At 74.1% G+C, this 24,981-nt stretch carries 15 protein-coding genes; 3 read left to right on the forward strand and 12 right to left on the reverse strand.

Going from position 1 to position 24,981, the window contains the following annotated elements:
- Positions 1 to 8 precede the first annotated feature (8 nt).
- The 3 genes from ACIQU4_RS02725 to ACIQU4_RS02735 all read right to left on the reverse strand — a co-directional run bounded on the left by ACIQU4_RS02725 (position 9) and on the right by ACIQU4_RS02735 (position 7,876).
- Positions 9 to 3,779, reverse strand: a complete 3,771-nt coding sequence (locus ACIQU4_RS02725) for a UvrD-helicase domain-containing protein (protein WP_403724892.1) — start codon at positions 3,777 to 3,779, stop codon at positions 9 to 11.
- Positions 3,780 to 3,901: 122 nt separating this feature from the next.
- Positions 3,902 to 7,222, reverse strand: a complete 3,321-nt coding sequence (locus ACIQU4_RS02730; RefSeq protein WP_403725949.1) for an ATP-dependent helicase — start codon at positions 7,220 to 7,222, stop codon at positions 3,902 to 3,904.
- 306 nt (positions 7,223 to 7,528) lie between these two features.
- Positions 7,529 to 7,876: an MGMT family protein gene (locus ACIQU4_RS02735; protein WP_387282834.1), complete on the reverse strand. Its 348-nt coding sequence runs from the start codon at positions 7,874 to 7,876 to the stop codon at positions 7,529 to 7,531.
- Between the two features lie 119 nt (positions 7,877 to 7,995).
- Between ACIQU4_RS02735 and ACIQU4_RS02740 the strand changes: the two genes are divergently transcribed.
- The 3 genes from ACIQU4_RS02740 (at position 7,996) to ACIQU4_RS02750 (ending at position 13,321) form a co-directional block, all read left to right on the forward strand.
- Complete coding sequence (locus ACIQU4_RS02740) at positions 7,996 to 10,911, forward strand: YbhN family protein (RefSeq protein WP_403724894.1); 2,916 nt, start codon at positions 7,996 to 7,998, stop codon at positions 10,909 to 10,911.
- Positions 10,912 to 11,040: 129 nt separating this feature from the next.
- The gene (locus ACIQU4_RS02745) at positions 11,041 to 11,442 is read left to right on the forward strand and encodes a hypothetical protein (RefSeq protein ID WP_403724897.1); all 402 of its coding nucleotides are present in this window, start codon (positions 11,041 to 11,043) and stop codon (positions 11,440 to 11,442) included.
- A 298-nt stretch (positions 11,443 to 11,740) separates the two neighbouring features.
- The gene (locus ACIQU4_RS02750) at positions 11,741 to 13,321 is read left to right on the forward strand and encodes an alpha/beta hydrolase (RefSeq protein WP_403724899.1); all 1,581 of its coding nucleotides are present in this window, start codon (positions 11,741 to 11,743) and stop codon (positions 13,319 to 13,321) included.
- Between the two features lie 28 nt (positions 13,322 to 13,349).
- Here the strand turns inward: ACIQU4_RS02750 and moeZ are convergent, their stop codons facing one another.
- The 9 genes from moeZ to ACIQU4_RS02795 all read right to left on the reverse strand — a co-directional run bounded on the left by moeZ (position 13,350) and on the right by ACIQU4_RS02795 (position 24,853).
- Positions 13,350 to 14,528, reverse strand: coding sequence for an adenylyltransferase/sulfurtransferase MoeZ (moeZ, locus tag ACIQU4_RS02755; RefSeq protein ID WP_403724902.1), 1,179 nt, complete (start codon positions 14,526 to 14,528; stop codon positions 13,350 to 13,352).
- Between the two features lie 63 nt (positions 14,529 to 14,591).
- On the reverse strand, positions 14,592 to 15,341 hold the full coding sequence (locus ACIQU4_RS02760) for a spherulation-specific family 4 protein (protein ID WP_403724904.1): 750 nt from the start codon (positions 15,339 to 15,341) through the stop codon (positions 14,592 to 14,594).
- Positions 15,329 to 16,411, reverse strand: coding sequence for an NAD-dependent epimerase/dehydratase family protein (locus tag ACIQU4_RS02765; protein WP_403724906.1), 1,083 nt, complete (start codon positions 16,409 to 16,411; stop codon positions 15,329 to 15,331). The genes ACIQU4_RS02760 and ACIQU4_RS02765 overlap by 13 nt, the downstream gene beginning before the upstream one ends.
- Positions 16,412 to 16,538: 127 nt before the next feature.
- Positions 16,539 to 17,435: a hypothetical protein gene (locus ACIQU4_RS02770; protein ID WP_403724908.1), complete on the reverse strand. Its 897-nt coding sequence runs from the start codon at positions 17,433 to 17,435 to the stop codon at positions 16,539 to 16,541.
- Positions 17,432 to 19,333 (reverse strand): DUF3492 domain-containing protein, encoded by a 1,902-nt coding sequence (locus tag ACIQU4_RS02775; protein WP_403725952.1) that lies wholly within the window; start codon positions 19,331 to 19,333, stop codon positions 17,432 to 17,434. The genes ACIQU4_RS02770 and ACIQU4_RS02775 overlap by 4 nt, the downstream gene beginning before the upstream one ends.
- 189 nt (positions 19,334 to 19,522) lie before the next feature.
- Positions 19,523 to 21,145, reverse strand: a complete 1,623-nt coding sequence (locus ACIQU4_RS02780; protein WP_403724911.1) for a dipeptide ABC transporter ATP-binding protein — start codon at positions 21,143 to 21,145, stop codon at positions 19,523 to 19,525.
- A complete protein-coding gene (locus tag ACIQU4_RS02785) occupies positions 21,142 to 22,134 on the reverse strand; it encodes an ABC transporter permease (protein WP_403724914.1) in 993 nt (330 codons plus the stop codon). The genes ACIQU4_RS02780 and ACIQU4_RS02785 overlap by 4 nt, the downstream gene beginning before the upstream one ends.
- Positions 22,131 to 23,114 (reverse strand): ABC transporter permease, encoded by a 984-nt coding sequence (locus ACIQU4_RS02790; protein WP_403724917.1) that lies wholly within the window; start codon positions 23,112 to 23,114, stop codon positions 22,131 to 22,133. Before ACIQU4_RS02790 ends, ACIQU4_RS02785 begins: the two co-directional genes overlap by 4 nt.
- Positions 23,111 to 24,853, reverse strand: a complete 1,743-nt coding sequence (locus tag ACIQU4_RS02795) for an ABC transporter substrate-binding protein (protein ID WP_403724918.1) — start codon at positions 24,851 to 24,853, stop codon at positions 23,111 to 23,113. The genes ACIQU4_RS02790 and ACIQU4_RS02795 overlap by 4 nt, the downstream gene beginning before the upstream one ends.
- Positions 24,854 to 24,981 lie beyond the last annotated feature (128 nt).

Consider the following 24,981-nt stretch of genomic DNA (forward strand, 5'->3'; position numbering starts at 1 on the left):
CTACGAGCCTAACTGCCGGGGTGCCGGTCACCGTCCGTGTCCGTTTTGCCTTGGAGGATCCGCTCAAGACGGTCCCGGCCGGGGAGGTCGCGGGGGCGGATCACGCGGCCGCTGCGGACGTGGAGGAAGGCCGCGGTGACGCGGTCGAGCGGCGTGCCGGTGGCTTCCGCCCAGGCCAGGCGGTAGACGGCGAGCTGGAGCGGGTCGGCTTCTGTGGTGCGGCCGGTCTTCCAGTCCACGATCTCGAAGCCGCCGTCCTCGGTCCGGTACACGGCGTCGATCCGGCCGCGGACGACGCGGCCGGCGAGGGTGAACTGGACCGGGACCTCCATGCGGTACGGGGTGCGCTCGGCGTACTCGCTCCGCTCGAAGGCGGCCTTGAGGGAGTCGAGGTCGGCCTCGTCGACGATGTCCTGGTCGGAGCCGGGCAGCTCGGTGGCGGGGTCGAGGACGTCGAGGAGCGGCAGCGGGAGCTCGTCGAAGCGGGACTCGACCCAGGCGTGGAAGCGCGTGCCCTGGCGCGCCGCGGGCTGCGGGGGCTTCGGCATGGGGCGGGCGAGGTCGCGGGCGAAGCCCTGCTCGTCCGCGGCGAGGCGCAGGAGCTGGCTGGCGGAGAGGGCCGCCGGGAGCTCGACGTCGCGCACGGCGGCGCGGGCGCGCCGGAGCTCGCCTTCGAGGGCATCGAGATCCCGGTCCCAGGAGGCGATGGCCCGAGCCTCTTCGGGGCTGAGCCGCGCCGCCGCCGCGGTGCGCCGGGGCGCGGGTGAGGTGGCTCCGCGCCGGGTCGGCTCCTCCGGGACGGGGTCGTCGGAGCCCCACTCGTCGCCGTCGGGCCAGAGGTCGTCGTCGTACGGGTCGGTGCCGCCGGGCGGGGGCGGCCAGGCCGAGGACTCGTCCGCCCAGGGGTCGTCGTCCGGCCGGTCGGCGGGGACGGCCAGGGCGGATTCCTCCCCCACCCCGCCCCTTCCCGAAACCGTGGTTCCGCCCCGGACCCCGGGCACGGCTGCGCCGTCACCGGGCCCGCCCCCGGCCGCGTCTGCGGACCGGGGAGGGCCATCGCCGTGCGGCGCGCCGGGGAGCGAGGGCCCGCCCCCGGCCGCGTCTGCGGACCGGGGAGGGCCATCGCCGTGCGGCGCGCCGGGGAGCGCCTCGGCGCGGGCGTGCGGCACGGGCGGGACTTCGTCTGCGGCCCAGAGGTCCTCCGCGTCCGCGGGCCACCCTTCGGGTTCGTCCGCGTGGGCGGGGTCCTCGCAGTCGGGGGGCCACAGGTAGGAGTTCGCCGACAGGTGGGACTCGACCAGGGCCGCCGCAGCGCGGCGCAGACTCAGGGACGCCGGGTCCAGGGGGAGGGGCCAGGACCGGTCCGGGGTGGACTCCGTGGCGAGGGACGGGTTCTCCGCGTCCGGGGCCGGTTCCTGCGCCCAGGCCTCGATCTCGCCGTGCCCCGCCGCGCAGTGCGCGTAGAGGGAGGACAGGAACGGGGACGGGCCCCGGCGCTTCTTCTGCGTCGGGCCCCACCAGTGCGCCGAGCCCAGGAGGAGCTTGCGGGGGCGGGTGAACGTCACGTAACCCAGGCGGAGTTCCTCCACCGCCTTGTGCTCCTTCAAGGAGGACTTGAAGGACTTCAGGCCCGCCGAGGTCCACGCCGGATCGGCCGGAAGGGTGGCCGCGTCACCGCGCAGGCCGTACGGCAGGACCTTGGCGTACGAGGTCCACGGCTCCGGGGCCTTCTCCTTCGGGAACGAGCCCGCGCACAGGTCCGGGACCACCACCACGTCCCACTCCAGCCCCTTGGACTTGTGGGCGGTGAGCACCTTCACCGTGTTCTCCCCGCCGGGGAGGGCGTGGTCCAGGCCCTTTTCGTACTGGACCGCCGTGCGGAGGAAGCCCAGGAAGGCCAGCAGGGTCGCCTCGCCGTCGAGGGACGCGAAGCCGGCCGCCACGTCCAGGAAGCCGGAGAGCGACTCGCGCCGCCGGGCCGCCAGCGCGTGCGGCGACGCCGACAGCTCCACGTCCAGGCCGGTAGCGGCCAGCACCCGGTGCAGTACGTCCATCAGCGGGTCCGCGAGCGAACGCCGCAGGTCGCGCAGCTCCTGGGCGAGGTGGGCGAAGCGGACCCTGGCAGCGGGGGAGAACGGCAGGTCGTCCGACGCGGCCGCGGAACCGTCCAGGAACGTCTCCAGCGCGTCCGCCAGGGAGACCACCTCCACCGGGTCCACGCCCTCCACCGCCGCCGCGAGGCGCTCCTGCGGGTCCACCTCGCCCGGCGCGCGGCCGATCAGCTGCCGCGCCCGGCGCCCCAGCAGCGCCAGGTCGCGCGCGCCGATCCGCCAGCGCGGGCCGACGAGCAGCCGGACGAGGGAGGCGTTGGCGCCCGGGTCCTGGAGCACCTCGCACACCGCGACCAGGTCCGCGACCTCCGGCAGGTGCAGCAGCCCGGACAGCCCGACGACCTCCACCGGCACGTCCCGGGCCACCAGTACGGCCTGGATCTGCGCGAAGTCCCGCGCCGACCGGCACAGCACCGCGATCTCGCGCGGCTCCGTCCCCGTACGGACCAGGTGCGCGACCGAGTCCCCGAGCCACTCCAGCTCCTCGGCGTGCGTGTCCAGCAGCGCGCAGCGGACCGAGCCGGCCCGCTCCTCCCCCGGCGCCGCGCGCAGCGCCTCCACGCCCTCGTGCATCGAGCGCAGCGGCGCGGCCAGCTCGTTGGCCAGGTCGAGGAGGCGGCCGCCGCTGCGCCGGTTCTCGCTCAGCGAGAACCGGGTCGCGGGGCGGCCGTCGGCATGCGGGAAGTGCTCGGGGAAGTCGTCCAGGTTTGCCACGGACGCGCCGCGCCAGCCGTAGATCGCCTGGCAGGGGTCGCCGACGGCGGTCACCGCGTGCCCGCTGCCCCCGCCGAACAGGCCGGACAGCAGCAGCCGCTGGGCCACGGAGGTGTCCTGGTACTCGTCGAGCAGGACCACCCGGAACTCCTCGCGCAGCAGCGCCCCCACCTCGGGCCGGGTGGTGGCGAGCTGCGCCGACAGGGCTATCTGGTCGCTGAAGTCGAGCAGGTCGCGGGAGCGTTTGGCGGTGCGGTAGCGCTCGGTCAGCTCCAGCAGTTCGAGGCGGCCGCGCACGGCCTCGGGGACCTTGCGCAGGTCCTCGTTGGTGAGCTTCGCGCCGGCGAGGGCGTCGAGGAGCTCCGTGTCGTACGCGCGCAGCTCGGCCGGGGTGACCAGGTGCTCGGAGAGCTCGCCGTCGAGCGCGAGCAGGTCGCTGACCAGGTCGGGGACGGACTTGGTGAGCGCCGGGTACGGGCCGGGGGCCTCGCGCAGCACGCGCGCGGCGAGCTGGAAGCGGGTGGCGTCGGCGAGGAGGCGGGCGCTGGGCTCCAGGCCGATGCGCAGGCCGTGGTCGCCCAGGAGCTGGCCGGCGAAGGCGTGGTACGTGGAGATGCGCGGCTCGCCGCCGGCCGCGTCGCCCTCGGCCGGAGAAGGGTCCGGGTCGGTGATGCCGGCCCGCGCGAGGGCCTTGCGCACGCGCTCGGCGAGCTCGGCGGCGGCCTTGTTGGTGAAGGTCAGGCCGAGGACCTGCTCGGGGGCGACCGCTCCGGTGCCGACCAGCCAGACGACGCGGGCGGCCATGACGGTGGTCTTGCCGGAACCGGCGCCGGCCACGATGACCTGTGGGGCGGCGGGGGCGGTGACGCAGGCCAGCTGTTCGGGCGTGAAAGGGATGCCGAGGAGCTCCTTGAGCTGCTCGGGGTCGGTGAGGACGGACGGACGCGCGGACACGTGAAGAGGCTAGCCGGACCCACCGACACTCCCGGCCGCCGTCTCACCGGCCGGTCGATCACCGGCGGGCCGCCGGCCGTCGAACGGCCGCCGTCGAACGGCCCGCCGTCGAACGGCCGGCTTCACTCCACCGTCTGGCGGCCCTCCGGGCGCGCGCTGCACGAACTGCGGAAGGAGCAGTGGTCGCAGTGCTTGCCGGTGGCGGGCGCGAAGCGCTCGTCGAGGACCCGGCCGGCTGCGGTGGCGAGGAGGTCGCCGACCCATTCGCCGTTCAGCGGCTGCTGCGCCTGGATCCTGGGCACCGTCTCGCCGCCGTCCCGCTGGGCGGCGCCCTGGCGCAGCTGCACGAGCTCGGCGCCGCCCGCCTCGGGGCGCACCCCGTCGAAGACCTCGTCGACGGCGCCCTCGCGTACGGCGAGCTGGTACACGGCGAGCTGGGGGTGGCGTGCGACCTCGTCCTTCGTGGGCGCGGCCTTGCCGGTCTTGAAGTCGACCACGTACGCACGCCCCTGGGGGTCCGACTCGACCCTGTCCATGGAACCCCGGATCCGGACGGTGTGGTCACCCGCTTCGAGCGTGACGTCGAACGCGTGCTCCGTGGCCACGGCCGCCCTGCCCCCGCGGTCGGTGGTGTGCCAGCGCAGGAAGCGCTCCAGGGCGGCGCGGGCGTTGTCCTTCTCCTGGCGGGATTTCCAGGGGGCGTCGAAGGCGAGGGCGTCCCAGACGGAGTCGAGGCGTTCCATCAGGACGGCCAGGTCGGCGGGGGTGCGGCCGGAGGCGACCTCGTCGGCGAGTACGTGGACGACGTTGCCGAAGCCCTGGGCTGCGGTGGAGGGGGCGTCGGCCTTGACCTCACGGCCGAGGAACCACTGGAGGGAGCAGGTGTTGGCGAGCTGGTCCAGGGCGGAGCCGGAGAGGGCGACGGGCCGGTCCCGGTCGCGCAGCGGGACGGCCGAGGCGGTGGGCTCGTACAGCCCCCACCAGCGCTGCGGGTGCGCGGCGGGGACCAGCGGGCGGTCGTCCTGGTCGGTGAGCGCGGCGAGGCGGGCGAGGCGTCGGGCGGCCGCCTCGCGGAGCGCGGGAGAGGCGTCGGGGTCGACGGTGGTGGCGCGCAGCTCGGCGACGAGCGCGGGGACGGCGAGGGGGCGCCGGGGGCGGCCGGTGACGTCCTTCGGGGTGACCCCGAGCTCGGTGAGGAAGCGGGAGGGCTGGTCGCCGTCCTCGGCGGGGGCCTTGACAGCGGTGACGACGAGGCGGTCGCGGGCGCGGGTGGCGGCGACGTAGAAGAGGCGGCGCTCCTCGGCGAGGAGCGCGCCGGGGGTGAGCGGCTCGGCGAGCCCGTCGCGCCCGATGCGGTCCGCTTCGAGGAGGGAGCCGCGGCGGCGCAGGTCGGGCCAGAGCCCTTCCTGTACGCCGGCCACGACGACGAGGGACCACTCCAGGCCCTTGGAGCGGTGGGCGGTCATGAGGCGGACGGCCTCGGAGCGGGTGGCCCGGGTGGTGAGGGTGTCGGCGGCGATGTCCTCGGCTTCGAGCTGTTCGAGGAAGTTGAGGGCGCCGCGGCCGCCGGTGCGGTCTTCGGCGCGGGCGGCGGTGTCGAAGAGCGCGCAGACGGCGTCGAGGTCGCGGTCGGCGTTGCGGCCGGCCGCGCCGCCGCGGCGGGCTCCGCGCTCCAGGCGCTGGGGCCAGGGGGTGCCCTCCCAGAGGATCCAGAGGGCCTCTTCCGCGGTGCCGCCGCCCTGGAGGAGTTCGCGGGCCTTGCGCAGGAGCAGTCCGAGGCGCTGCGCTCCGCGGGCGTACGCGGGGTCGTGGGCGGTGAGCCGTTCGGGCTCGGCGAGGGCGCGGGCGAGCAGGACGTCGGAGGGGGCCGGCACCTTGATGCCGGCGGCCCGCTCCTCGTCGCGCAGGGCCCGCCCGAGCCGCCGCAGATCGGCGGCGTCCATCCCCCCGAGCGGCGAGGTGAGCAGGGCCAGCGCCGCCTCGACCCCGATCCACCCCTCGCCTTCGCCTTCGCCCGCGTCCGCGCCCGCGCCCGCGCCGTCGGCGGGTTCCCGGACCGCTGCCGCGTCGGCGGCGCCCGGGTCCCGGGGCGCCGGCACCACCGGGTCGCCGGCCTGCTGCGGAGCGGTCGACGTGGTGTCGGGCTCGCGGTCCGCGGGCGCCGGGATCGGGGTGGCGGCCGTGCGGAGGGCCGTCAGGAGGGGGGTCGTCGCCGGTTCGTGGCGCAGGGGGGTGTCCGTACCGTCCGTTTCCGCCGGGACTCCCGCCGAGATCAGGGCTCGGCGCATCGCCGGGAGGGTGCGGCCTCCGGAGCGGACCAGGACGGCCATGTCCTGCCACGGCACGCCGTCCTCCAGGTGTGCCCTGCGCAGGATGTCGGCGATGTTGTCCAGTTCGGCGCCGGCCGTGGGGTACGTGAACACCTCCACCCCGCCGCCCTCGCGGACCGGGGTCAGGGCCCGGTGGGCGCGGACCGCCGCCGACGGGAGGCGCGGGACCGGCATACGGGTGGTCAGGAGGCGGGTCGCCGCCAGGAGGTTCGCCGCCGAGCGGCGGCCCACCGTCAGGGCGTGGACGGCCGCGCCCGGGAAGGAGCCCTCGAAGTCCAGGATGTTGTTGATGTCGGCGCCGCGGAAGGCGTAGATCGACTGGTCCGGGTCGCCGAAGGCGACCAGTGTGCCCGCCGGGCCGGCCAGGGCCCGCAGCAGCCGCAGCTGGGAGGCGTCCGTGTCCTGGTACTCGTCCACGTAGATCACGTCGTAGGACCCCGTGAGCGACGGAGTGCGTTCCGCCAGGAGGACGGCCCGGTGCACGAGCTCCGCGTAGTCCAGCGTGCCCTGCATGTCCAGGACGTCCAGGTACTCCGACAGGAACGCGGCCGCCGCCTTCCAGTCCGGGCGGCCCAGCCGGGTCGCGAACGCGTCCAGCGCCGCCGGGCCGAGGCCCAGCTCGCGGGCGCGGGCGAGCACCGCGCGGACCTCGTCCGCGAAGCCGCGCGTGGTCAGCGCGGCCCGCAGGTCGTCCGGCCAGCGGATGGAGCGGATCTGGCGCTGGCCGTCCAGCAGGGTGCGGACCATCACGTCCTGCTCCGGGCCCGACAGCAGGCGCAGCGGATCCGCGAACAGGTCGGTGTCCTGGTGGGCGCGGACCAGTCCGTAGCAGAAGGAGTGGAAGGTGGTGGCCTGCGGAGCCCGCGCCCCGCCGAGCCGCAGGGCGGCCCGGTCGCGCAGTTCCACCGCCGCCTTGCGGCTGAAGGTGAGGATCAGGATCCGGGCCGGGTCCACCCCGGCCTCGACCCGGGCCGCGGCCGCCTCGACCAGCGTGGTCGTCTTCCCGGTACCCGGTCCGGCGAGCACGAGAAGCGGGCCGTCGGCGTGGTCAACCACCGCCTGCTGCGCTGCGTCCAGAACAGGGGGATCCACCCGCTGCGGCCCGGTGCGCACGAGGCGGTACGCGTCAGGGGTTCGCGTACGCCGCCGCTCGGTGCGGTCGGATGGAGAGGTGATCACGTGGGGTGCCGGTCCTGGTGGGTCTGCGGATACTGCCGTTCCTGCGGTTCCTGCCGTTGCTTCGGGTGTCGTGGGTGCCGAGGGTGCCGCGGTCGCCGCCGCGCCTGCCGGAGCCGAAGGGGCAACGCTACGGCAACCGCCGGGTCCCGCGCAGTTCCCCGAGGTGGGGACGGAGGTGCCGCGTACCGTCGCCCGTACGGGCGCTCGACCGCCCGCCCCGGCCCCGCATGGCCGAAGCTGTCAGATGTGACCCTCGTCCCGTGCGGCGCTCTCCTCCCGACCGTCCCAGCGCGCCCGCGGCATGTTCAGGCGGGCCTCGCCGCCGGCGGTCAGCCGCAGCGGGGTGGCCTCCGTCCGGTAGTGCTCCAGGGCCCGGATCTCGCTGCCGGGCAGCGGCCGGCCGTCCGCCCGGACCACGCGCCACCAGGGCACGGCTCCCCCGTACAGGGCCATCACGCGCCCGACTTGGCGCGGTCCGCCCTCGCCGAGCCATTCGGCGACGTCCCCGTACGTCATCACCCGGCCGGGCGGAATCCGCTCGGCAGCCTCCAGCACCCGCTCCGCGTACGCGGGCAGCTCTTCGCTCATTGCGCCCATGGTGCCGTACATCACGGACCGGTTCCCAGAAGGTTTCCTTCTGTACCGGCGCGCACCCTGATGCCCCGCCCGTACGTCGGTCCGTGCCACCATCTTCCGGGCGGTGACTGGTGATACGTGATCAAGAAGAGACGGAAGTGACGACGAAGGAGCAGGGTGTGAGCCCTCCGGACGGCGCGGCTGAGGACGACAGCACGCGCCCAGACCCGCACCCCGGGTCCGGGAAGCTCCCCGACGAGCCCCCCGGCCGGGCCACGCCCGCGCCCGGAACCGGAGCCGGAGCCGGCCCCGGAGGCACACCCGAGGCCGAGCCCGACGCCGAGGCCGGTGTCACGGGCGAACCCCGGGCCCGGGCCAAGGCCGGGAAGGCGCCCTCGGCCGACGCCGACGGGCCGCACGGGCGCGCCTCCGCCTCTCCCTCCCCCTCCCCCTCCTCCTCCGCCTCCGCCGACCAGGTCGAGGTCGACGAACCGCTGCTCCCCGCCCGCGTCCACCGCCCCTCCGACCTCGTACGCCTCCTGGTCGGCGTCCTCGGCATCGCCGTCGTCCTCGCCATCGCCGCCTTCGCCCACCGCACCACCGCCGGCCTCGAAGCCGACATCAGCCAGGGCACCGGCGCCGCCCCCGACCTGCTGATCAAGGTCGCCGGGCTGGTGTCCAGCATCGCCGTGCTGCTCGTACCCGTGGCCTTCGCCATCGAGCGGCTGATCAAACGGGACGGGCTGCGGATCGCCGACGGCGTGCTCGCCGCCGTCCTCGCGCACGGCGTGACCCTGGCCACCGACCTGTGGGTCTCCCAGGCCGCCTCCGACACCATCCAGGACGCCCTCACCCGTGCCACCAGCGTCGGCGGCCCCATCACCGACCCGGTGCACGGCTACCTCGCGCCCGTCATCGCGTACATGACCGCCGTCGGCATGACCCGCAGGCCGCGCTGGCGGGTCGCGCTGTGGGTGGTTCTGCTGCTCGACGCCTTCGCGATGCTGGTCAGCGGGTACACCACCCCGTTCTCGATCATCCTGACCGTGCTGATCGGCTGGAGCGTCGCGTACGGGACCCTGTACGCCGTCGGCTCGCCGAACGTCCGCCCCACCGGGCAGACCCTGCTGGCCGGCCTGCGCCGGGTCGGCTTCAAGCCGGTCAGCGCCATGCGCGCGGAACTCCCGGACGGCGCCGACGCCTCGGAGGTCAGCGACCGGGGCCGGCGCTACCACGTCACGCTGGAGGACGGCCCGCCGCTCGACGTCACCGTCGTCGACCGCGAGCAGCAGGCGCACGGGTTCTTCTACCGGGTCTGGCGCCGGCTCACCCTGCGCGGCATCACGACGCGGCGCAGCCTCCAGTCGCTCCGCCAGGCGCTGGAGCAGGAGGCGCTCCTCGCGTACGCGGCCATCGCGGCCGGGGCCAACGCGCCGAAGCTGATCGCCACGTCCGAGCTCGGCCCGGACGCCGTGATGCTCGTGTACGAGCACCTGGACGGCCGGCCCCTCGACGCGCTCGCCGACGAGGAGATCACCGACGACCTGACCCGCAACACGTGGAAGCAGGTACGGGCCCTCCAGTCGCGGCGGATCGCCCACCGGCGGCTGACCGGCGACGCGCTCGTGGTGGATCGTTCCGGCAATGTCGTCCTCACCGACCTGCGCGGCGGCGAGATCGCGGCCGGGGACCTGGTGCTCCGGATGGACATCGCGCAGCTGCTGACCACGCTCGGGCTGCGGGTCGGCGCGGAGCGCTCGGTGGCCTCGGCGGTGTCGGTGCTCGGCCCGGACGCGGTGGCGGACTGCCTGCCGCTGCTCCAGCCGATCGCGCTGAGCCGCTCCACGCGGGCGACGCTGCGCAGGCTGGCGCGGGAGCGGGCCGACCGGCAGCGGGAGGCCGTACTGGAGTCCTCGCGGGCGGCGAAGGCGGCGCGCGAGGCGGGTGCCAAGTCGGCGGGAGCCAAGTCGGCGACGAGCACGGCCGCGGAGAAGAAGGCCGAGAAGAAGGCGCTGGACGACGCCCTCGACGGGGCCCGCGAGGAGGATCTGCTGAGCCAGATCCGCCGGCAGGTGCTGCTGATCCGCCCGCAGGCGCCGGTGGAGCCGGCCCGGCTGGAGCGGATCCGGCCGCGCACACTGGTGTCGTTCATCGCGGGCGCGTTCGGTGCGTACTTCCTGCTCACGCAGCTGGCGCACGTGGACTTCGCGACGGTCGTCGGCGAGGCGCAGTGGGGCTGGGTGGGGGCCGCGCTGGCCTTCTCGGCGCTCACCTACTTCGCGGCGGCGATGAGCCTGCTGGGGTTCGTGCCGGAGCGGGTGCCGTTCCTGCGGACGGTCGTCGCGCAGGTGGCGGGGTCGTTCGTGAAGCTGGTGGCGCCGGCGGCGGTCGGTGGTGTCGCGCTGAACACGCGGTTCCTGCAGCGGGCCGGGATCCGGTCGGGGCTGGCGGTGGCGAGCGTGGGTGCCTCGCAGCTGTGCGGTCTGGCGAGCCACATCCTGCTGCTGCTGGCCTTCGGCTACCTGACGGGCACCGAGAAGACCCCGGAGATGACGCCGTCCCGGACGGTCATCGCGGGTCTGCTGACGGTGGCGGTGCTGGTGCTGGTGGTGACGGCGGTGCCGTTCCTGCGGAAGTTCGTGGCGACGCGGGTGCGGGCGCTGTTCGCGGGTGTGGTGCCGCGCATGCTGGACGTGCTGCAGCGGCCGCAGAAGCTGATGACGGGCATCGGCGGCATGCTGCTGCTGACCGGCTGCTTCGTGATGTGCCTGGACGCGTCGATCCGGGCGTTCGGCGGCGGCCAGGCCATCAGCTACGCGAGCATCGCGGTGGTGTTCCTGGCGGGCAACGCGCTGGGGTCGGCGGCGCCGACGCCGGGCGGTATCGGCGCGGTGGAGACGACGCTGACGCTGGGGCTGATCGCGGCGGGTCTGGAGAAGGAGGTCGCCATCTCGGCGGTGCTGCTGTTCCGCCTGATGACGTTCTGGCTCCCGGTCCTGCCGGGGTGGCTGTCCTTCAACTACCTGACCCGGAAAGAGGCCATCTAGAGGCCGTCCGGGCCGTCTCTTTCAACCTTTCGCCCTGAGCCCGCGGCCCGTCAGCCGCCGAATAACGCCCTGGGCCGCCGCACACACCGCACCACCCCCATGGGGTCGGATTCCTCATGGATGTACGACGTGACAGGAAGGCGCAGCGCACTCACCACTGCGGGCCGCACGCTGAGCTTCGACCGGGACGCGGCGGGCCGGGAGCTGACGCGCACGCTGAACCCGTCGCTCTCCCTCACCCACGAGTACGACGACATGGGCCGCCGGACCACGCGGTCGGTCGTGGGCCAGGACGGCCGCACCCTCCAGCGCCGCGGCTACAGCTACCGCGCCGACGGCTACCTGACCGGCATCGACGACTCGGTCACCGGCCCCCGCACATTCACCCTCGACTCTGCCGCCCGCGTCACGGCGGTGGAGGCAACGTCCTGGTCGGAGCGGTATGCGTACGACGAGGCGGGCAACCAGACCAGCGCCTCCTGGCCGACCCGCCACCCGGGCGCGGAGGCGGTGGGCGAGCGCACGCCCTGACGCAAACGGCGGCGCACAGAAGGGAGTCGAAATGGGCTGATGACGCGACAGGAAATGTAGTCCGATTGAGGATTCACGCCGCCAGCCCAAGAGACGGACAGCGGCGCCCTGGGTGAATATCTTTACGGCCTTCTGCACGACTAATGCCATCCCGGCGAACCACAGCGATGACGCGCAGAGCCGAGGTGCTGTAGGTGGCCACTGCGCCTATGCGTCCCGAGCCTGCACCGCTGTACGTGCGACGCCCGAACGGGTCAGCGCGGGGGCGGGGGGTCGGGGGGGCACGCAGGATGGGGGTATGGGTCGAAACTTGGTGCGGGGTGCCGTGGCCGTTGTCGTTGCTCTCGGGCTGGCCGGGGTCAGTGGGTGTTCCGACGATGGCGAGGGCAAGCCCGAGGCCGGGGGGACTCCGGGGGCCGCGCCGCTGAAGTGGGGGGAGTGCGAGGCTCCCGATGTCTCCGAAGGCGGGGGGCAGGCGCCGCCCAAGGACTGGGAGTGCGCCACGCTCCACGTGCCCCTCGACTACGCCAAGCCCGAGGGCGAGACGATTCCGCTCGCGCTGATCCGGGCCAAGGCCCGGGACAAGAGCAAGCGGCTCGGCTCGCTCGTGTTCAACTTCGGCGGGCCCGGCGGGTCCGGGATCAGTACGCTGCCCGGCGCCGCCAAGGAGTACGAGGCCCTGCGGGCGCGGTACGACCTCGTGAGCTTCGACCCGCGCGGCGTGGGGCGCAGCGCTCCCGTCCTGTGCGAGGACGACAAGCAGCTCGACGCCTACTACGCACAGGATTCCTCGCCCGAGACGCCCCAGGAGGAAAAGGCGTTCGTGGGGAATCTGGAGAAGTATCAGAAGGCCTGCAAGGACAAGTCCGGGCGCCTCCTGCCCCACGTCGGCACCGAGAACGCCGCCCGCGACCTCGACCGGATCCGCCAGGCCCTCGGCGACGAGAAGCTGAACTACTTCGGGATCTCCTACGGCACGGAGCTCGGCGGGGTCTACGCCCACCTCTTCCCCAAGAACGTCGGCCGGGCCGTCTTCGACGCCGTCGTCGATCCGACCCAGACCTCCGAGGAGGGAGCGCTCGGCCAGGCCAAGGGGTTCCAGCTCGCCCTCGGCAACTTCGCGCAGGACTGCGTGAACCGCGGCGACGAGTGCCGGCTCCAGGGCAGCACCGCCAAGGAGATCGAGGACAACATCATCAAGCTCCAGAAGAGCCTGGCCGACAAGCCCATCCCCGGCATCGGCGGCCGGATGCTCACCGACTCCGCCGCCACGAACGGCATCGCCCAGGCCCTGTACTCCCAGGAGCTGTGGCCACTGCTGGAGCAGGGGCTCGACGAGGCCGACGGCGGCCAGGGGCAGCTGCTGATGGCGCTCTCCGACGCGCTCAACGGCCGCGACCAGCAAGGGCATTACAGCAACATCGGCGCGGCCAACACGGCGATCAACTGCGCGGACTCCAAGGGCCGGTTCACGCTGGCGCAGACGAAGGCGAAGCTGCCCTCCTTCCGCACCGCCTCCCCCGTCTTCGGGGACTTCCTCGGCTGGGCCCTGATGAGCTGCACCGACTGGCCCGTCCCGGGCGTCTGGGAGACCCCGGACGTCTCCGCCCCCGGCTCCGCGCCCATCCTGGTGATCGGCAACACCGGCGACCCGGCCACCCCGTACGAGGGCGCCCGCAAGATGGTGGAGCGGCTCGGGCCCGGCGTCGGCGTGGAGCTCACGTACAAGGGCGAGGGGCACGGCGCCTACAACAGCGGCGACAAGTGCGTGCAGGCCGCGGTGAACAGCTACCTGCTGGACGGGAAGGTGCCCCCCGCCGGCACCGTCTGCACCAAGGCGTCACCACGTGAGGAGACCCCCACCCCGGCCGCGGGGTGAGGGCCTCCTGGACGTGGACCGCCCTGGCCTAGTAGACCGGCTTCTCGGGCTCGATCTGGTGGACCCAGCCGATCACGCCGCCGCCCACGTGCACCGCGTCCGCGAAGCCCGCGGACTTCAGGACCGCGAGGACTTCCGCACTGCGGACACCCGTCTTGCAGTGCAAGACGATGCGCTTGTCCTGCGGGAGGTCCTGGAGGGCGGTGCCCATCAGGAACTCGCCCTTGGGGATCAGCTTCGCGCCGGGGATCGAGACGATCTCGTACTCGTTCTTCTCACGGACGTCGATGATCTCGATCGGCTCGTCGTTGTCGATCCACTCCTTGAGCTGCTTCGGAGTGATCGTGGAGCCGAGCGCCGCCTCCTGGGCCTCCTCCGACACGACGCCGCAGAAGGCCTCGTAGTCGATGAGCTCGGTGACCGTCGCGTTCGGACCGCAGACCGCGCAGTCGGGGTCCTTGCGGACCTTGACCTGGCGGTACTGCATCTCCAGGGCGTCGTAGATCATCAGGCGGCCGACCAGCGGCTCGCCGATGCCCGTGAGGACCTTGATGGCCTCCGTCACCTGGATGGACCCGATGGACGCGCAGAGCACGCCCAGCACGCCGCCCTCGGCGCAGCTCGGGACCATGCCCGGCGGCGGGGGCTCCGGGTACAGGCAGCGGTAGCACGGCCCGTGCTCGGACCAGAAGACCGAGGCCTGGCCGTCGAAGCGGTAGATCGAGCCCCACACGTACGGCTTGTTCAGCAGCACGCAGGCGTCGTTGACGAGGTAGCGAGTGGCGAAGTTGTCCGTGCCGTCGACGATGAGGTCGTACTGGCTGAAGATCTCCATCACGTTCTCGGCTTCGAGCCGCTCTTCGTGAAGGACCACGTTCACGTACGGGTTGATGCCCAGCACGCTGTCGCGCGCCGACTCGGCCTTGGAGCGGCCGATGTCCGCCTGGCTGTGGATGATCTGGCGCTGGAGGTTCGACTCGTCGACCTCGTCGAACTCCACGATCCCCAGCGTGCCGACGCCGGCCGCGGCCAGGTACATGAGGGCGGGGGAGCCGAGGCCGCCCGCGCCCACGGCCAGCACCTTGGCGTTCTTAAGGCGCTTCTGGCCGTCCATCCCGACGTCCGGGATGATCAGGTGGCGGGAGTACCGACGGACCTCGTCAACGGTGAGCTCAGCAGCTGGCTCGACCAGGGGTGGCAGCGACACGGGGACTCCGTAGATGGTTAAGTCTCAACGGTGGTTCTTCCCGTAACACTGCCACGCCCTTCTTCATTCCGAGACACCCGGTCCGATCCGCGAGACGATTTCGTCCCAGTACGCGGGCATCGAGGCCCACGGATCGCGGCCTGCGGAACCGCCCCGGTCGGTGAGCCAGATCGTGCCGGCGCCCTGCCAGCGGGCGATCCGGACGGCCTCCTCCAGATGCGTCCGGGGCACCCCGTGGACCAGGTGGCAGAAGCGCTCGGGCGGGTGCTCGGCGGTCCACTCCGCCACCTGCGACCAGCGGTAGTCGGCCCACGCCCCGGAAAAGGTGACCAGCTGGTCGGCGGCCTCCGCGTACCCCTTGTACGGGTGCGTGCCGTGTCCCAGCACGATACGGAGGTCCTCGCCGAGGCCGCGCAGGGTGTCGGCGACGCGGCGCACGGCGGCCAGCTCGGCCCGGTCCGCCGGGGCCTCGGCCAGGTAGAAGCCGCCGACCCGGTACCAGTCGAGGAAGCGGTGGGCGTCGGAGACCAGCTCACCGAACGAGCGGGTACCGTCTCGCATCGCGAGATGGCCGAGCATGGTCCCGCCAGCCTCCCGGAGCTTGGCCGCGGCCTCCGTGCAGTGCGGATCGGGCCGGCCTCCCGGCCCGTCCGTGACGTTGAGCACCGTCCAGTGCAGCGGGGTCCCGGGCCGGGTCAGCTCGGCCCACTCGACCGGCGCGAGCAGCGGGTGGGCGTACCCGGGGACGCCGAGGCCGAGGCGGCCCGCCCCGGTCGCGGCGGCCGCCGTGGCCGCGGTCGTCAGATGCGGCACGCCGCCTCCATCCAGATGTCCGCGAGGGATTCCTCCAGGCCGATCCGAGGCCGCCAGCCCAGCCGGTCCCGGGCCGTGCGCACATCGGCCTGCTGCCAGGCGCCGCAGCCGTCGGGGTACGGGTACGGGGGCGTCACCGCACCGGCGGCGAGCTGTTCGGCCGTCGCCTCGGAGCGCGGGGAGCCGATGGCGGCGAGCCCCGGCGGCCGGCCGCCGCCCTGGAGGCCGTGGCCGAGGCCGTGCCCCTGCCCGGGCCCGTGACCCGGTCCGTGGCCGTGCCCCTGCCCGTGTCCCGGCCCGTGCTGGCCCTGCTGCGGTACGTCCAGCTCGTGCAGGGTGCCCCCGTACCCGGCGACCCGGGCCAGCACCGCCGCCGCGTCGCGCAGCCGGACCGCGCGCCCGGTGCCGATGTTGACGACGCCCTGGGCGGCCGAGAGCGAGGCGGCGTGCACGGCCCGCGCCACGTCCCGTACGTCCACGAAGTCGCGCTGGACGCCGAGCCCGCTGAGCTTGAGCTCGCCGTCCCCGTTCTGCATCGCGCGGCGCATCGCCTCGGCCAGCCGGCCGAGCGGGGATCCGGCGGGGGTGCCGGGCCCGACGGGCGAGAAGATCCGCAGCACGACGGCGTCCAGCCCCGACCCGAGCACCAGCTCGGTGGCGGCCAGCTTGCTGACGCCGTACGGCCCACCCGGTCTCGGGACGGCGTCCTCGGCCGTGGACGATCCGGGCTGGCTGGGCCCGTACTCGGCGGCGCAGCCCAGCTGGACGAGACGCGCCCCGCAGCCGCTGCGCCGCAGGGACTCGCAGATGGTGGCCACGGCGACGGTGTTGTGCCGGGTCAGCTCCCGGGCCCCGCCGCGGGTGGCCCCGGCGCAGTTGATGACGACGCCGGGGTGGACGGCGTCGAGGAACCGGGTGAGGGCGCCGGGGCTGCCGGTGGCGAGGTCGAAGCGGACGTCCGCGTCGTCGCCGCGGCCGAGCGCGGTGAGCTGCACGGCGGGATCTGCGAGCAGCCGGTCGGCGACGTAGCGGCCGAGGTATCCGTTGGCTCCGATCAGCAGCACCCTCATCGCGCGTCCCCTTGGTTGGTTGGCTGGCCGGTCATCCTGTGTCTCCTTGGTCGGGGGTCGGGGGTCGGGGGTAGGGGTGGGTACGGCTCCGAAGAGCGGCGGCGGGACGGGGGCGGGGCGGCCGGGCTCAGGGCCGGGCGTGCGCGGACGCCCGGGACAGCGCGAGGACGGCGTGTACGAGGAGTCCCGCCGCGGCGGCGGGCACTGCCAGCGGGGTCGGGACCAGGGCGAGGGCCAGGGCTGCGGCGACGGGCCCGCGCGGGGCCCCGTGCCCGAGCAGCAGGCGGGTCAGGAACAGCAGCACGGCGAGCGGTACGGCGGCGGCGAGCGGGGTCCCGGCGAGCGCGGCCGCCCCAGCGGCGGCCGCGCCGAAGGCCAGGACGGCCGCGACGAGCAGCGGCCGGGCCCGGTCGGCGAAGTCCTCCAGGGCCCGGCTCCCGGCGAGCCGGCTCCGGGCGCGGCCGGCGAACACGGCGCCGACCAGGTGCCCGGGGGCCGCGGCCAGTGCGAGGCCGACCCCGAGCGCTGTGCCGTCGCGGTACACCGCCCAGCCGACGGCGGCCGCGGCGAGCAGGAGCACGGCGTACGGGAACCGTCCTGCGGCGGGCCGCCCGGGCCGGGCGGGCCACACCAGGGCGGCGACGGTGACGAGCACGGCGAGGGGCCCGGCGAACGGCACCCCGGCGGCGCTCGCCCCGAGCGCGAGCGCCCCGGGGAGCAGGGCGTACCCGAAGCCCCGTAACGCCCGGGCGTCGGAGGGCCGGACGACGGAGGGCGCGGCCGGCTCGTCCCCGCGCGGGGTGCGGGCGTACAGCTCCTCGGCGAGCGAGAACACGTCCCGGTGCCGGAAGCGGGCGGCGGTGCGGTCGGTGATGCCCTGCACCTCCAGCCCGGCGGCGATCTCCAGCGGGTCCACGGCGCGCTCGCAGAGCGCCCGGTGGCGGTGCAGCAGCGTCTTGACGGGATCCCCGGCGGACCTGCGGCGGGGGGCCGGGGCGACGGGGGCGGCTTCGTCCAGGGTCATACGGTCGCCTCCGTGGCCGTGGTGGTGGTCGTACTCGGGTTCTGCGCGCTCGGGACCACCGCGGTCGCGGCCTGCCCGCCTGCGGTCTGCACGCCTGCGGTCTGCCCGCCTGCGGTCTGCCCGCCCGGGGTCGTCGCGCCCGCGGCGTGCGCGCCCTGGGCCGTCCCGGTCGCGGTCTGCGCGCCCGGGGGCGTCGCGCCCTCTGTCCGCGCTGAAGCGGAACCCGCACCCCGCCCCGGGACAACGGCCCGGTCCGCCCCCGGCCCCACCCACGTCGGGCTCGTCCAGTGCCCCGGAACCCGGGCCTCCGGGGGCTGTTCGAACGGGGTCCCGCCCTCCGCCCGGGCCGGTCCGCGGGCCAGCAGCTGGAGGTAGATCTCCCGGAAGGCGGCCACGTTCTGCTCGACGGTGAACAGCTCCAGGGCCCGCGCCCGGGCGGCCGCGCCGAGCCGCTGGGCCCGCTCGGGGTCCCGCAGCAGCGACAGGCAGGCGTCGGCCAGCGCCCGCGGGTTGCGCGGCGGGACGACCAGACCCGTACCGCCGATGACCTCGCACACGGCGCCGACGTCGGTGGAGACGGTGGCCCGGCCGCAGAGCATCGCCTCGGCCAGCGTGATCGGGAAGCCCTCGATCACCGAGGACAGCACGACCACCCGCCCGGAGCCGTACGCGTGGGCCGGAGAGGGGGCCTCGGGTCCGCCGATCTCCTCGAAGGTGACGGGATTCTCCCCGACCGTGACGGCGTCGGCGGCTTCGTCGGGGAAGAGCTGCGCGGCGAGCGAGCGGCAGTCGGCGAGGTAGCCGGGGACCACCGCGGTGGCGAAGATCCGCAGCCGGGTGTCCGGCGCGGCCCGGCGCACCTCGGCGAAGGCGTGCAGCAGGGCGATCAGGTCCTTGGCGGGCTCTATCCGGCCGACCCAGACCAGGGTGTCGGGGTCCCCGCAGTCCGGGTCCTCGCCGACGGTGGCGAATCGGTCCGCCTCCATCCCCGGGTACACCGTCCGCAGCCGGTCGCGGGTGGCGCCGCAGCGCTCCTGCCAGCGCCGGGCGTGCGCGTTGCCGGGGGTGAGGAGGTCGGCCTTGGCGTAGATCTCTGCGGCCAGCCGCATGTGGAAGGCCGCGAGCAGGGCCCGTACGGCGGGCCGCGGCGCGGTTCCCCGCCCACCGGTCCCACCGGTCCCACCGGTCCCACCGGTCCCACCCGTCCCGCCGGGAGCCGGGGGGTCCACCGCGTGCTCCAGGTAGTGGGCCCGGAGCTGGACCCCGTACTCCGTGACCAGCAGCGGAACCCCGAAGAAGCGTTTGGCCAGGAGGCCGGGGAGCGCGGCGATCCCGCCCGCCGCCGCATGGCAGACGTCGACCTCGCGCAGGTCCTCGTACCAGTCCAGGGACAACGGCCGCAGCAGCCGCTCCAGTTCGTCGACGAAGTCCAGCAGGTCGGCCACCTGGGCGCGCTGTACGGAGCGGCGCGCGCCGGGGGCCCGGCAGCCGGACTCCACCGCCCGTACCGCGGTCTCGGAGCGCAGGGCCGCGTACAGTCCGCCCTGCTCGCGGGCGAGTTCGGCCAGCCCGTACAGCCCGGCGGCGAAGGCCTCGGGCTCCGGCTCTCCCGCGCAGATCCCGCGGACCAGCTCCTTGAAGCTGTCGGCGAAGCGCCGGCGCTCACGCCGGGAGTACGTGCGCCCGTCGTCCGCCGGGGCCCAGAGCGGGGCGGTCCAGACGCGGGTGACGTGATCGGGCAGGACGACCCGGCCGTGCTCCTCCTGCTCGGCGCTGCGGCTCAGCGCGTAGAGCTCGAACTCGTGCTGCGGCAGACCGCGGACCAGCCGGTCGCACCACAGCCGCGCCTCTCCCGTCGCATACGGATAACCACCTTCCGTGAGCAGTCCGATCCGCACGAGTGGCACCCCCGATCTCCCGTTCAGGCGGTCGCCGTGGTCCGGTGACCCACCGCGGGAAACTCAAGCGGATATGCCGAAGGCGCGACGGACGGTTGTCCGTCGCGCCACCGGAAGGGGTGAAGAGTCGTAACTTTCGCCCACGGTCCGCGTTCGAGCGCGCTAGAAAGGGCCTGCGGCCCTCGTGCCTCACGCGCCTCCCGCGCCCCCCAGGGCCGGCACGGCAGCCGCCAGGGCCGGTACGGCGGCCAGCAGTTGCCGCGTGTACGCGTGCCGGGGGCGGTCGTACACCTCGTCCACCGGGCCCTCTTCGACGACCAGGCCGCCCCGCATGACGGCGACCCGGTCGCTGACCTGCCGGACCACGGCGAGGTCGTGCGCGATGAAGACCAGCGCGATCCCCAGCTCCCGCTGGAGCTCGGCCAGCAGGGCCGTGACCTGCGCCTGCGTGGTCACGTCGAGCGCGGAGACGGGCTCGTCGCAGACGATCAGCCGCGGCCGGGGCGCCAGGGCCCGGGCGATGCCGACCCGCTGGCGCTGGCCGCCGCTGAACTCGTGCGGGTAGCGGTCGCGGTGCCCGGCCTCCAGCCCGACGCGGACCAGGAGTTCCCCGACCCGGGCCCGGATCGCGGCCTCGTCGCGCTCCCCCGCCGCGCGCAGCGGGTCGGCGATGGACTCACCGACGGTGCGGCGCGGGTTGAGGGAGGACGCCGGGTCCTGGAACACCATCTGGACTCCGGGGACCACGCCCGCGGTCGCCCGGCCGTCGTGGCGGACCTGCCCGGAGCCGGGCTCCAGCAGGCCGACGAGCATCCGCCCGAGGGTGCTCTTGCCGCTGCCGCTCTCCCCTACGATGCCCAGCGTCTCCCCCGCCCGTACGGAGAGCGAGACCCCGCCGACGGCAGCGACGCGCCGCTTGCCCCGCCCGAACTCCCGCCGCAGCGAGACGGCTTCGACTACGGGCACGCCCGGGTCGGCGCCGGCTGCCCGGCCGGCCGGCCGCGGCTCCCGCGGACCGTCCAGCCTCGGTACGGCCGCGAGCAGGTCCTTCGTGTACGCGTGGGCCGGCGCGGTCAGGACCCGCCCCACCGGGCCGCGTTCCACGACGGCACCGTCCCGCATGACCAGCAGTTCGTCCACGCTCTGCGCGGCCACGCCGACGTCGTGCGTGACCAGCACCAGCCCGAGCCCCCGCTCCTCGCGCAGCCCGTGCAGCAGTTCCAGGATCTGGGCCTGCACGGTGACGTCGAGCGCGGTGGTCGGCTCGTCGGCGATCAGCAGCCGCGGCTCGCAGGCCAGCGCCATGGCGATCAGCACCCGCTGCCGCATGCCGCCGCTGAACTCGTGCGGGCGCGCCCGCGCGCGGCGCGCCGCGTCGGGGATGCCCACCCGGTCCAGCACCTCGACCGCCCGCGCCCGCGCGGCGCGCCGCGAGACGTCCGCGTGGATCCGGTACACCTCGGCGATCTGGTCGCCGACGGCGTAGTACGGGTCCAGGGAGCTGAGCGGGTCCTGGAAGACCATGGCGGCGGTGGCGCCGCGCAGCGCGCGCAGTTCCGCGGCCGGGGCCGCACCGACGTCCGTGCCTCCGACCCGGACCGAGCCGCCGAGCCGGGCTCCGGTCCCGCGGTGCAGTCCCAGCAGGGCCGCGGCGACGGTGGACTTGCCGCTGCCGGACTCGCCGACGATGCCCAGGGCGCCGCCCGCCTCCAGCGTGAAGGAGACCCCGTCGACGGCCCGTACGTACTGCGCGGGCCCGTCGACCGGGAACTCGACCGCGAGACCGGCCACCTCCACCAGCAACCCGCTCATGTCAGCGCCACCCTTCGGTCCGCGAGTGCGTACAGCAGGTCGGCCACGGCGCCCGCGACGACCACGGCCGCGCCGATGGCCAGGACGACGCCGACCACCACCGGCAGGTCCACGACCCGCACCCCGTCGATCAGCGTCTTGCCGAGCCCGGGGATCCCGAACAGCGACTCGGTGAGCACCGCGCCGCCGATCATCGTGCCGAAGTCCACGGCGCTGAGCGCGATCACGGGGGCCACCGCTCCGCGCACCGCGTGCCGGGTGACGATCGCCCGCTCCCCCACCCCGTAGGCGCGGAAGGTGCGGATGTGGTCCTCGGCCAGCGTCTCCAGGGTGGAACTGCGGGTGAGGCGGGCGTACTTGGCGCTCTCGAAGACGCCGAGGGTGATCCAGGGCAGCAGCATGTTCCAGGCCCACTGCTCGGGGTCCTCGCCCAGCGGCACGTACGTCGGGAACGGCAGCCACTGCAGGTACGCGCAGACCGCCATGAGCAGTAGCAGTCCGAGGATGAACACGGGCGTCCCGGTCCCGGCCAGGGTCAGCACGGTCAGGGCGCGTTCCGTCAGCCCCCCGCGGCGCAGCGCGGACAGCAGTCCGGTACCGACGCCGACGACGAGCCAGATCACCAGGGCTCCGAGCGCCAGCGACAGGGTGGCCGGCAGCCGGTCCAGCAGCAGCTCGGTGACCTGCTGGTCGTTCTGGTACGAGAACCCCAGGCAGGGCGCGTCGCAGTGCAGCACCAGCCCGGCGCCGCCGGAGTAGTCCCGGCCGGTGAACAGCCCCTGGAGGAAGTGCAGGTACTGGACGACCACCGACTCGTTCAGGCCGAGCTGCTCGCGCACCTGGGCGACCTGCGCCGGGTTGCACCGCTCCCCGCACGCGAGGCGGGCGGGGTCGCCGGGGGCGATGTAGAAGAGGGCGTAGACGGCGACGGACAGGGCGAGCAGGACCAGCAGTGCCCCGCCGAGCCGTTTGAGCGTGAAGCGCGTCATGCGCCCGGCCCCTTCCTGGTGCCGACCCGCAGGCGAGAACCCTCGCGCGGGTCGAGGGCGGTGCGGACCCCGTCGCCGAGGACGGTGAAGGCGAGCACGGTGACGAAGAGCAGCCCGGCGGGCAGCAGGACGTAGGTGGGGTCGGCGCGGAACCAGGTCTGCGCGCTGGACAGCATCTGCCCCCAGGACGGGGTGGGCGGTTTCACGCCGACGCCGAGGAAGGAGAGCGAGGCCTCGACCACCATGTTGGTGGGGACCTTGATCGCGGCGAAGGTGATGACGGGCGCGGCCAGCGAGGGCAGCAGCTCGCGGCGGGCGATCCGCAGCGTGCTGTTGCCCGAGAGCCGGGCGGCCTCGACGAAGTCCAGGCCGCGCAGGGTGAGGGTCTGGGCGCGCACCATGCGCGCGGTGCCGCCCCAGTCGAGGAGCCCGATGATCACGATCAGCAGCAGCGGACGCGGGAAGTCGGGTGGGACGACGGCGGTCAGCGCGATGGCGAGCACGAGCATGGGCAGGGCGATCATCACGTCGGTGACCCGGCCGATGAGCTGGCCGACGTAGCGGTTGCCGAGCGCGGCGAGGAGTCCGGCGGCCACTCCGATGAGGACCTGCACGACGGTCGCGCACAGCGCGACGAGCAGCGAGACCCTGGCTCCGTAGAGCAGCCGGGTGAACAGGTCGCGGCCGGTGCCCGGCTCGACGCCGAGCCAGTGCTCCGCGGAGATCCCGCCGAAGGAGCCGATCGGGACGCCGCCGCGCGCGGAGTCCACCAGCTCGTCGTGGTAGGCGTTCGGGTCCTGGCCGGCGAGGTGCGCGAACAGCGGTGCGGCGAGGGCGAGGAGGACGAGGAGGGCCAGGACGGCGGCGGCGAGCACGGCCGAGGGCCGTGCGCGCAGCCGCCGCCAGACCTGCCGTCCGGCACCCGGGCCCGGGGCGGTGGCCCCCGGCCCGGACGCCGGCGGGTGGGCGAGGAGCGTCACTTGACCGAGACCTGCGAGACGTCGAGGACACCGGTCCAGTCGCTGATCACGACGTTCTTGACGTCCTTGCCGACGATCCGCTTGTAGACCGGGTGGAAGAGCGGCACGTCGAGGGCCTGCTCACCGATCTTCTTGTCGAGAGCGCCCCAGCGCTTGCCCGCCTCGGCGAGGTCGGTCAGCTTGGCGATCTCGTCGATCTCGGCGTTGACGGCCGGGTCGTTCAGCTGAGCGTGGTTGTAGTTGGTGCCGTTGGCGACGATCTGCCGGCCGTCGAAGACGGGCGCGAGGAAGGGGCCGCCGGAGGGCCAGTCGGCTCCCCAGCGGGAGAGGAAGAAGCCGGGGGTGTTCTTGACGTCCCAGCGCTTCTCGTTGAACGCGTTGTTCTCCAGGCCCTCCAGCTTGACGGTGATCCCGGCGGCGGCGAGCGCCTGCTGGACGGCGGTCGCGACCTCGGGGCTGGTCTGCCGGTTCTGCGCGGTGGAGTGGGTCAGGGTGATGCTCAGCCCGTCCTTGAAGCCCGCTTCGGCGAGGAGCTCCTTGGCCTTGGCCGGGTCGCCGGCCTTGCCGGCCGGGAAGTGGTCGTAGGCGCTGAAGCCGAAGGCCTTCTGTTCGGGCAGGAAGGTGGTGGCCGGCTCGGCGAGCGAGGAGCCGCCGGCCGCATTGATCACGCTGGTGCGGTTGATCGCGTACGAGATGGCCTGGCGCACCTTCGGGTTGTCGAAGGGGGCGACCTTCGGGTTGAAGGCGAGGTAGTTGGTGTAGCCGAAGTGCCCGGTGCCGACCCGCGAGGCCAGCTCGCTCTTGTCGGCGGAGCCGCCGATCTGGGCGAGCTCCGCCGGCCCCAGGTTGGTGTCGGTGGTGACGGCGGCCGCGTCGGCGCCCGAACTGGTGGACAGCCGCTGGTTGATGACCGCGGCGTCGAGTCCGGAACGGACGTCGATGCGGTCCGGGTAGGCCTTGCGCTCCTCGTCGGTCTTCGGGTCCCAGTTCCCGTTGCGCTCCAGGGTGAGGTGCTCGCCGTCGTTCTCGTTCTTGACGACCTTGTACGGGCCGGAGGAGACGGGGTGCTCCTCGTACTTCACCCCGGTGTCCTTGGCCTTGGGGACGGGCGCGAACTGCGTCTGCGTGGCCAGGAAGGGGAACTCGCCCTCGGGCTTGCGCAGTTTGAAGGTGATCGTCTTCGCGTCGGGCACGAGGATCGAGTCGAGGCCCTTGCCGCCGTCCTTGTACGGGCCCTCGTAGCTCTCCCCGCCGACGAGCCAGTCCCGCAGGTACGGGGCTCCGCCCGACAGCTCGGCGGCGAAGGACCGCTCGATGCCGTACTTGATGTCGGCGGTGGTGATCGGAGTGCCGTCCTCGTACGCCAGCCCGTCCTTGAGCGTGTACGTCCACTCGGTGGCGTCGGCGTTGGGCCTGCCGGTGTCGGTGGCCAGGTCGGGCACGACCTTGGTGCCCGCGGCGCCGTCCTCGCGGTTGCGGGTGGTGAGCGTACGGAAGACCAGCGAGGGGATGTTGCCGCCGCCGGAGGTGTAGAGCCGGGCGGGGTCGAAGTCGTTCTGCGGCTCGGAGTTGAGGACGGTCAGGGTGCCGCCCTTCTGCGGGGCGCCGCCCGCGGCGCCGGGCTTGCCGGAGGACCGGTCCGCCGCGTCCTTGGGCCCGCACGCCGCGGCGCCTCCGGCCAGGACGAGGCTGACGGCGACCGCGGCCACGCGGCGCGATGTCTGGGACTGACGGAGCATGGGAAAAGGGACCTCTCGGCGTGGATTGCTCGGCTTTGGGCACCGAATGGAATGACGGAGAAGGCCACGCGAGGGGCAGCGGTCAGCAGTCGGAAACCGGCAGCACGCCTACTTGGCTGCATGCCGGT

The sequence above is a fragment of the Streptomyces sp. NPDC090741 genome (assembly GCF_044769045.1).
Taxonomy (GTDB): domain Bacteria; phylum Actinomycetota; class Actinomycetes; order Streptomycetales; family Streptomycetaceae; genus Streptomyces.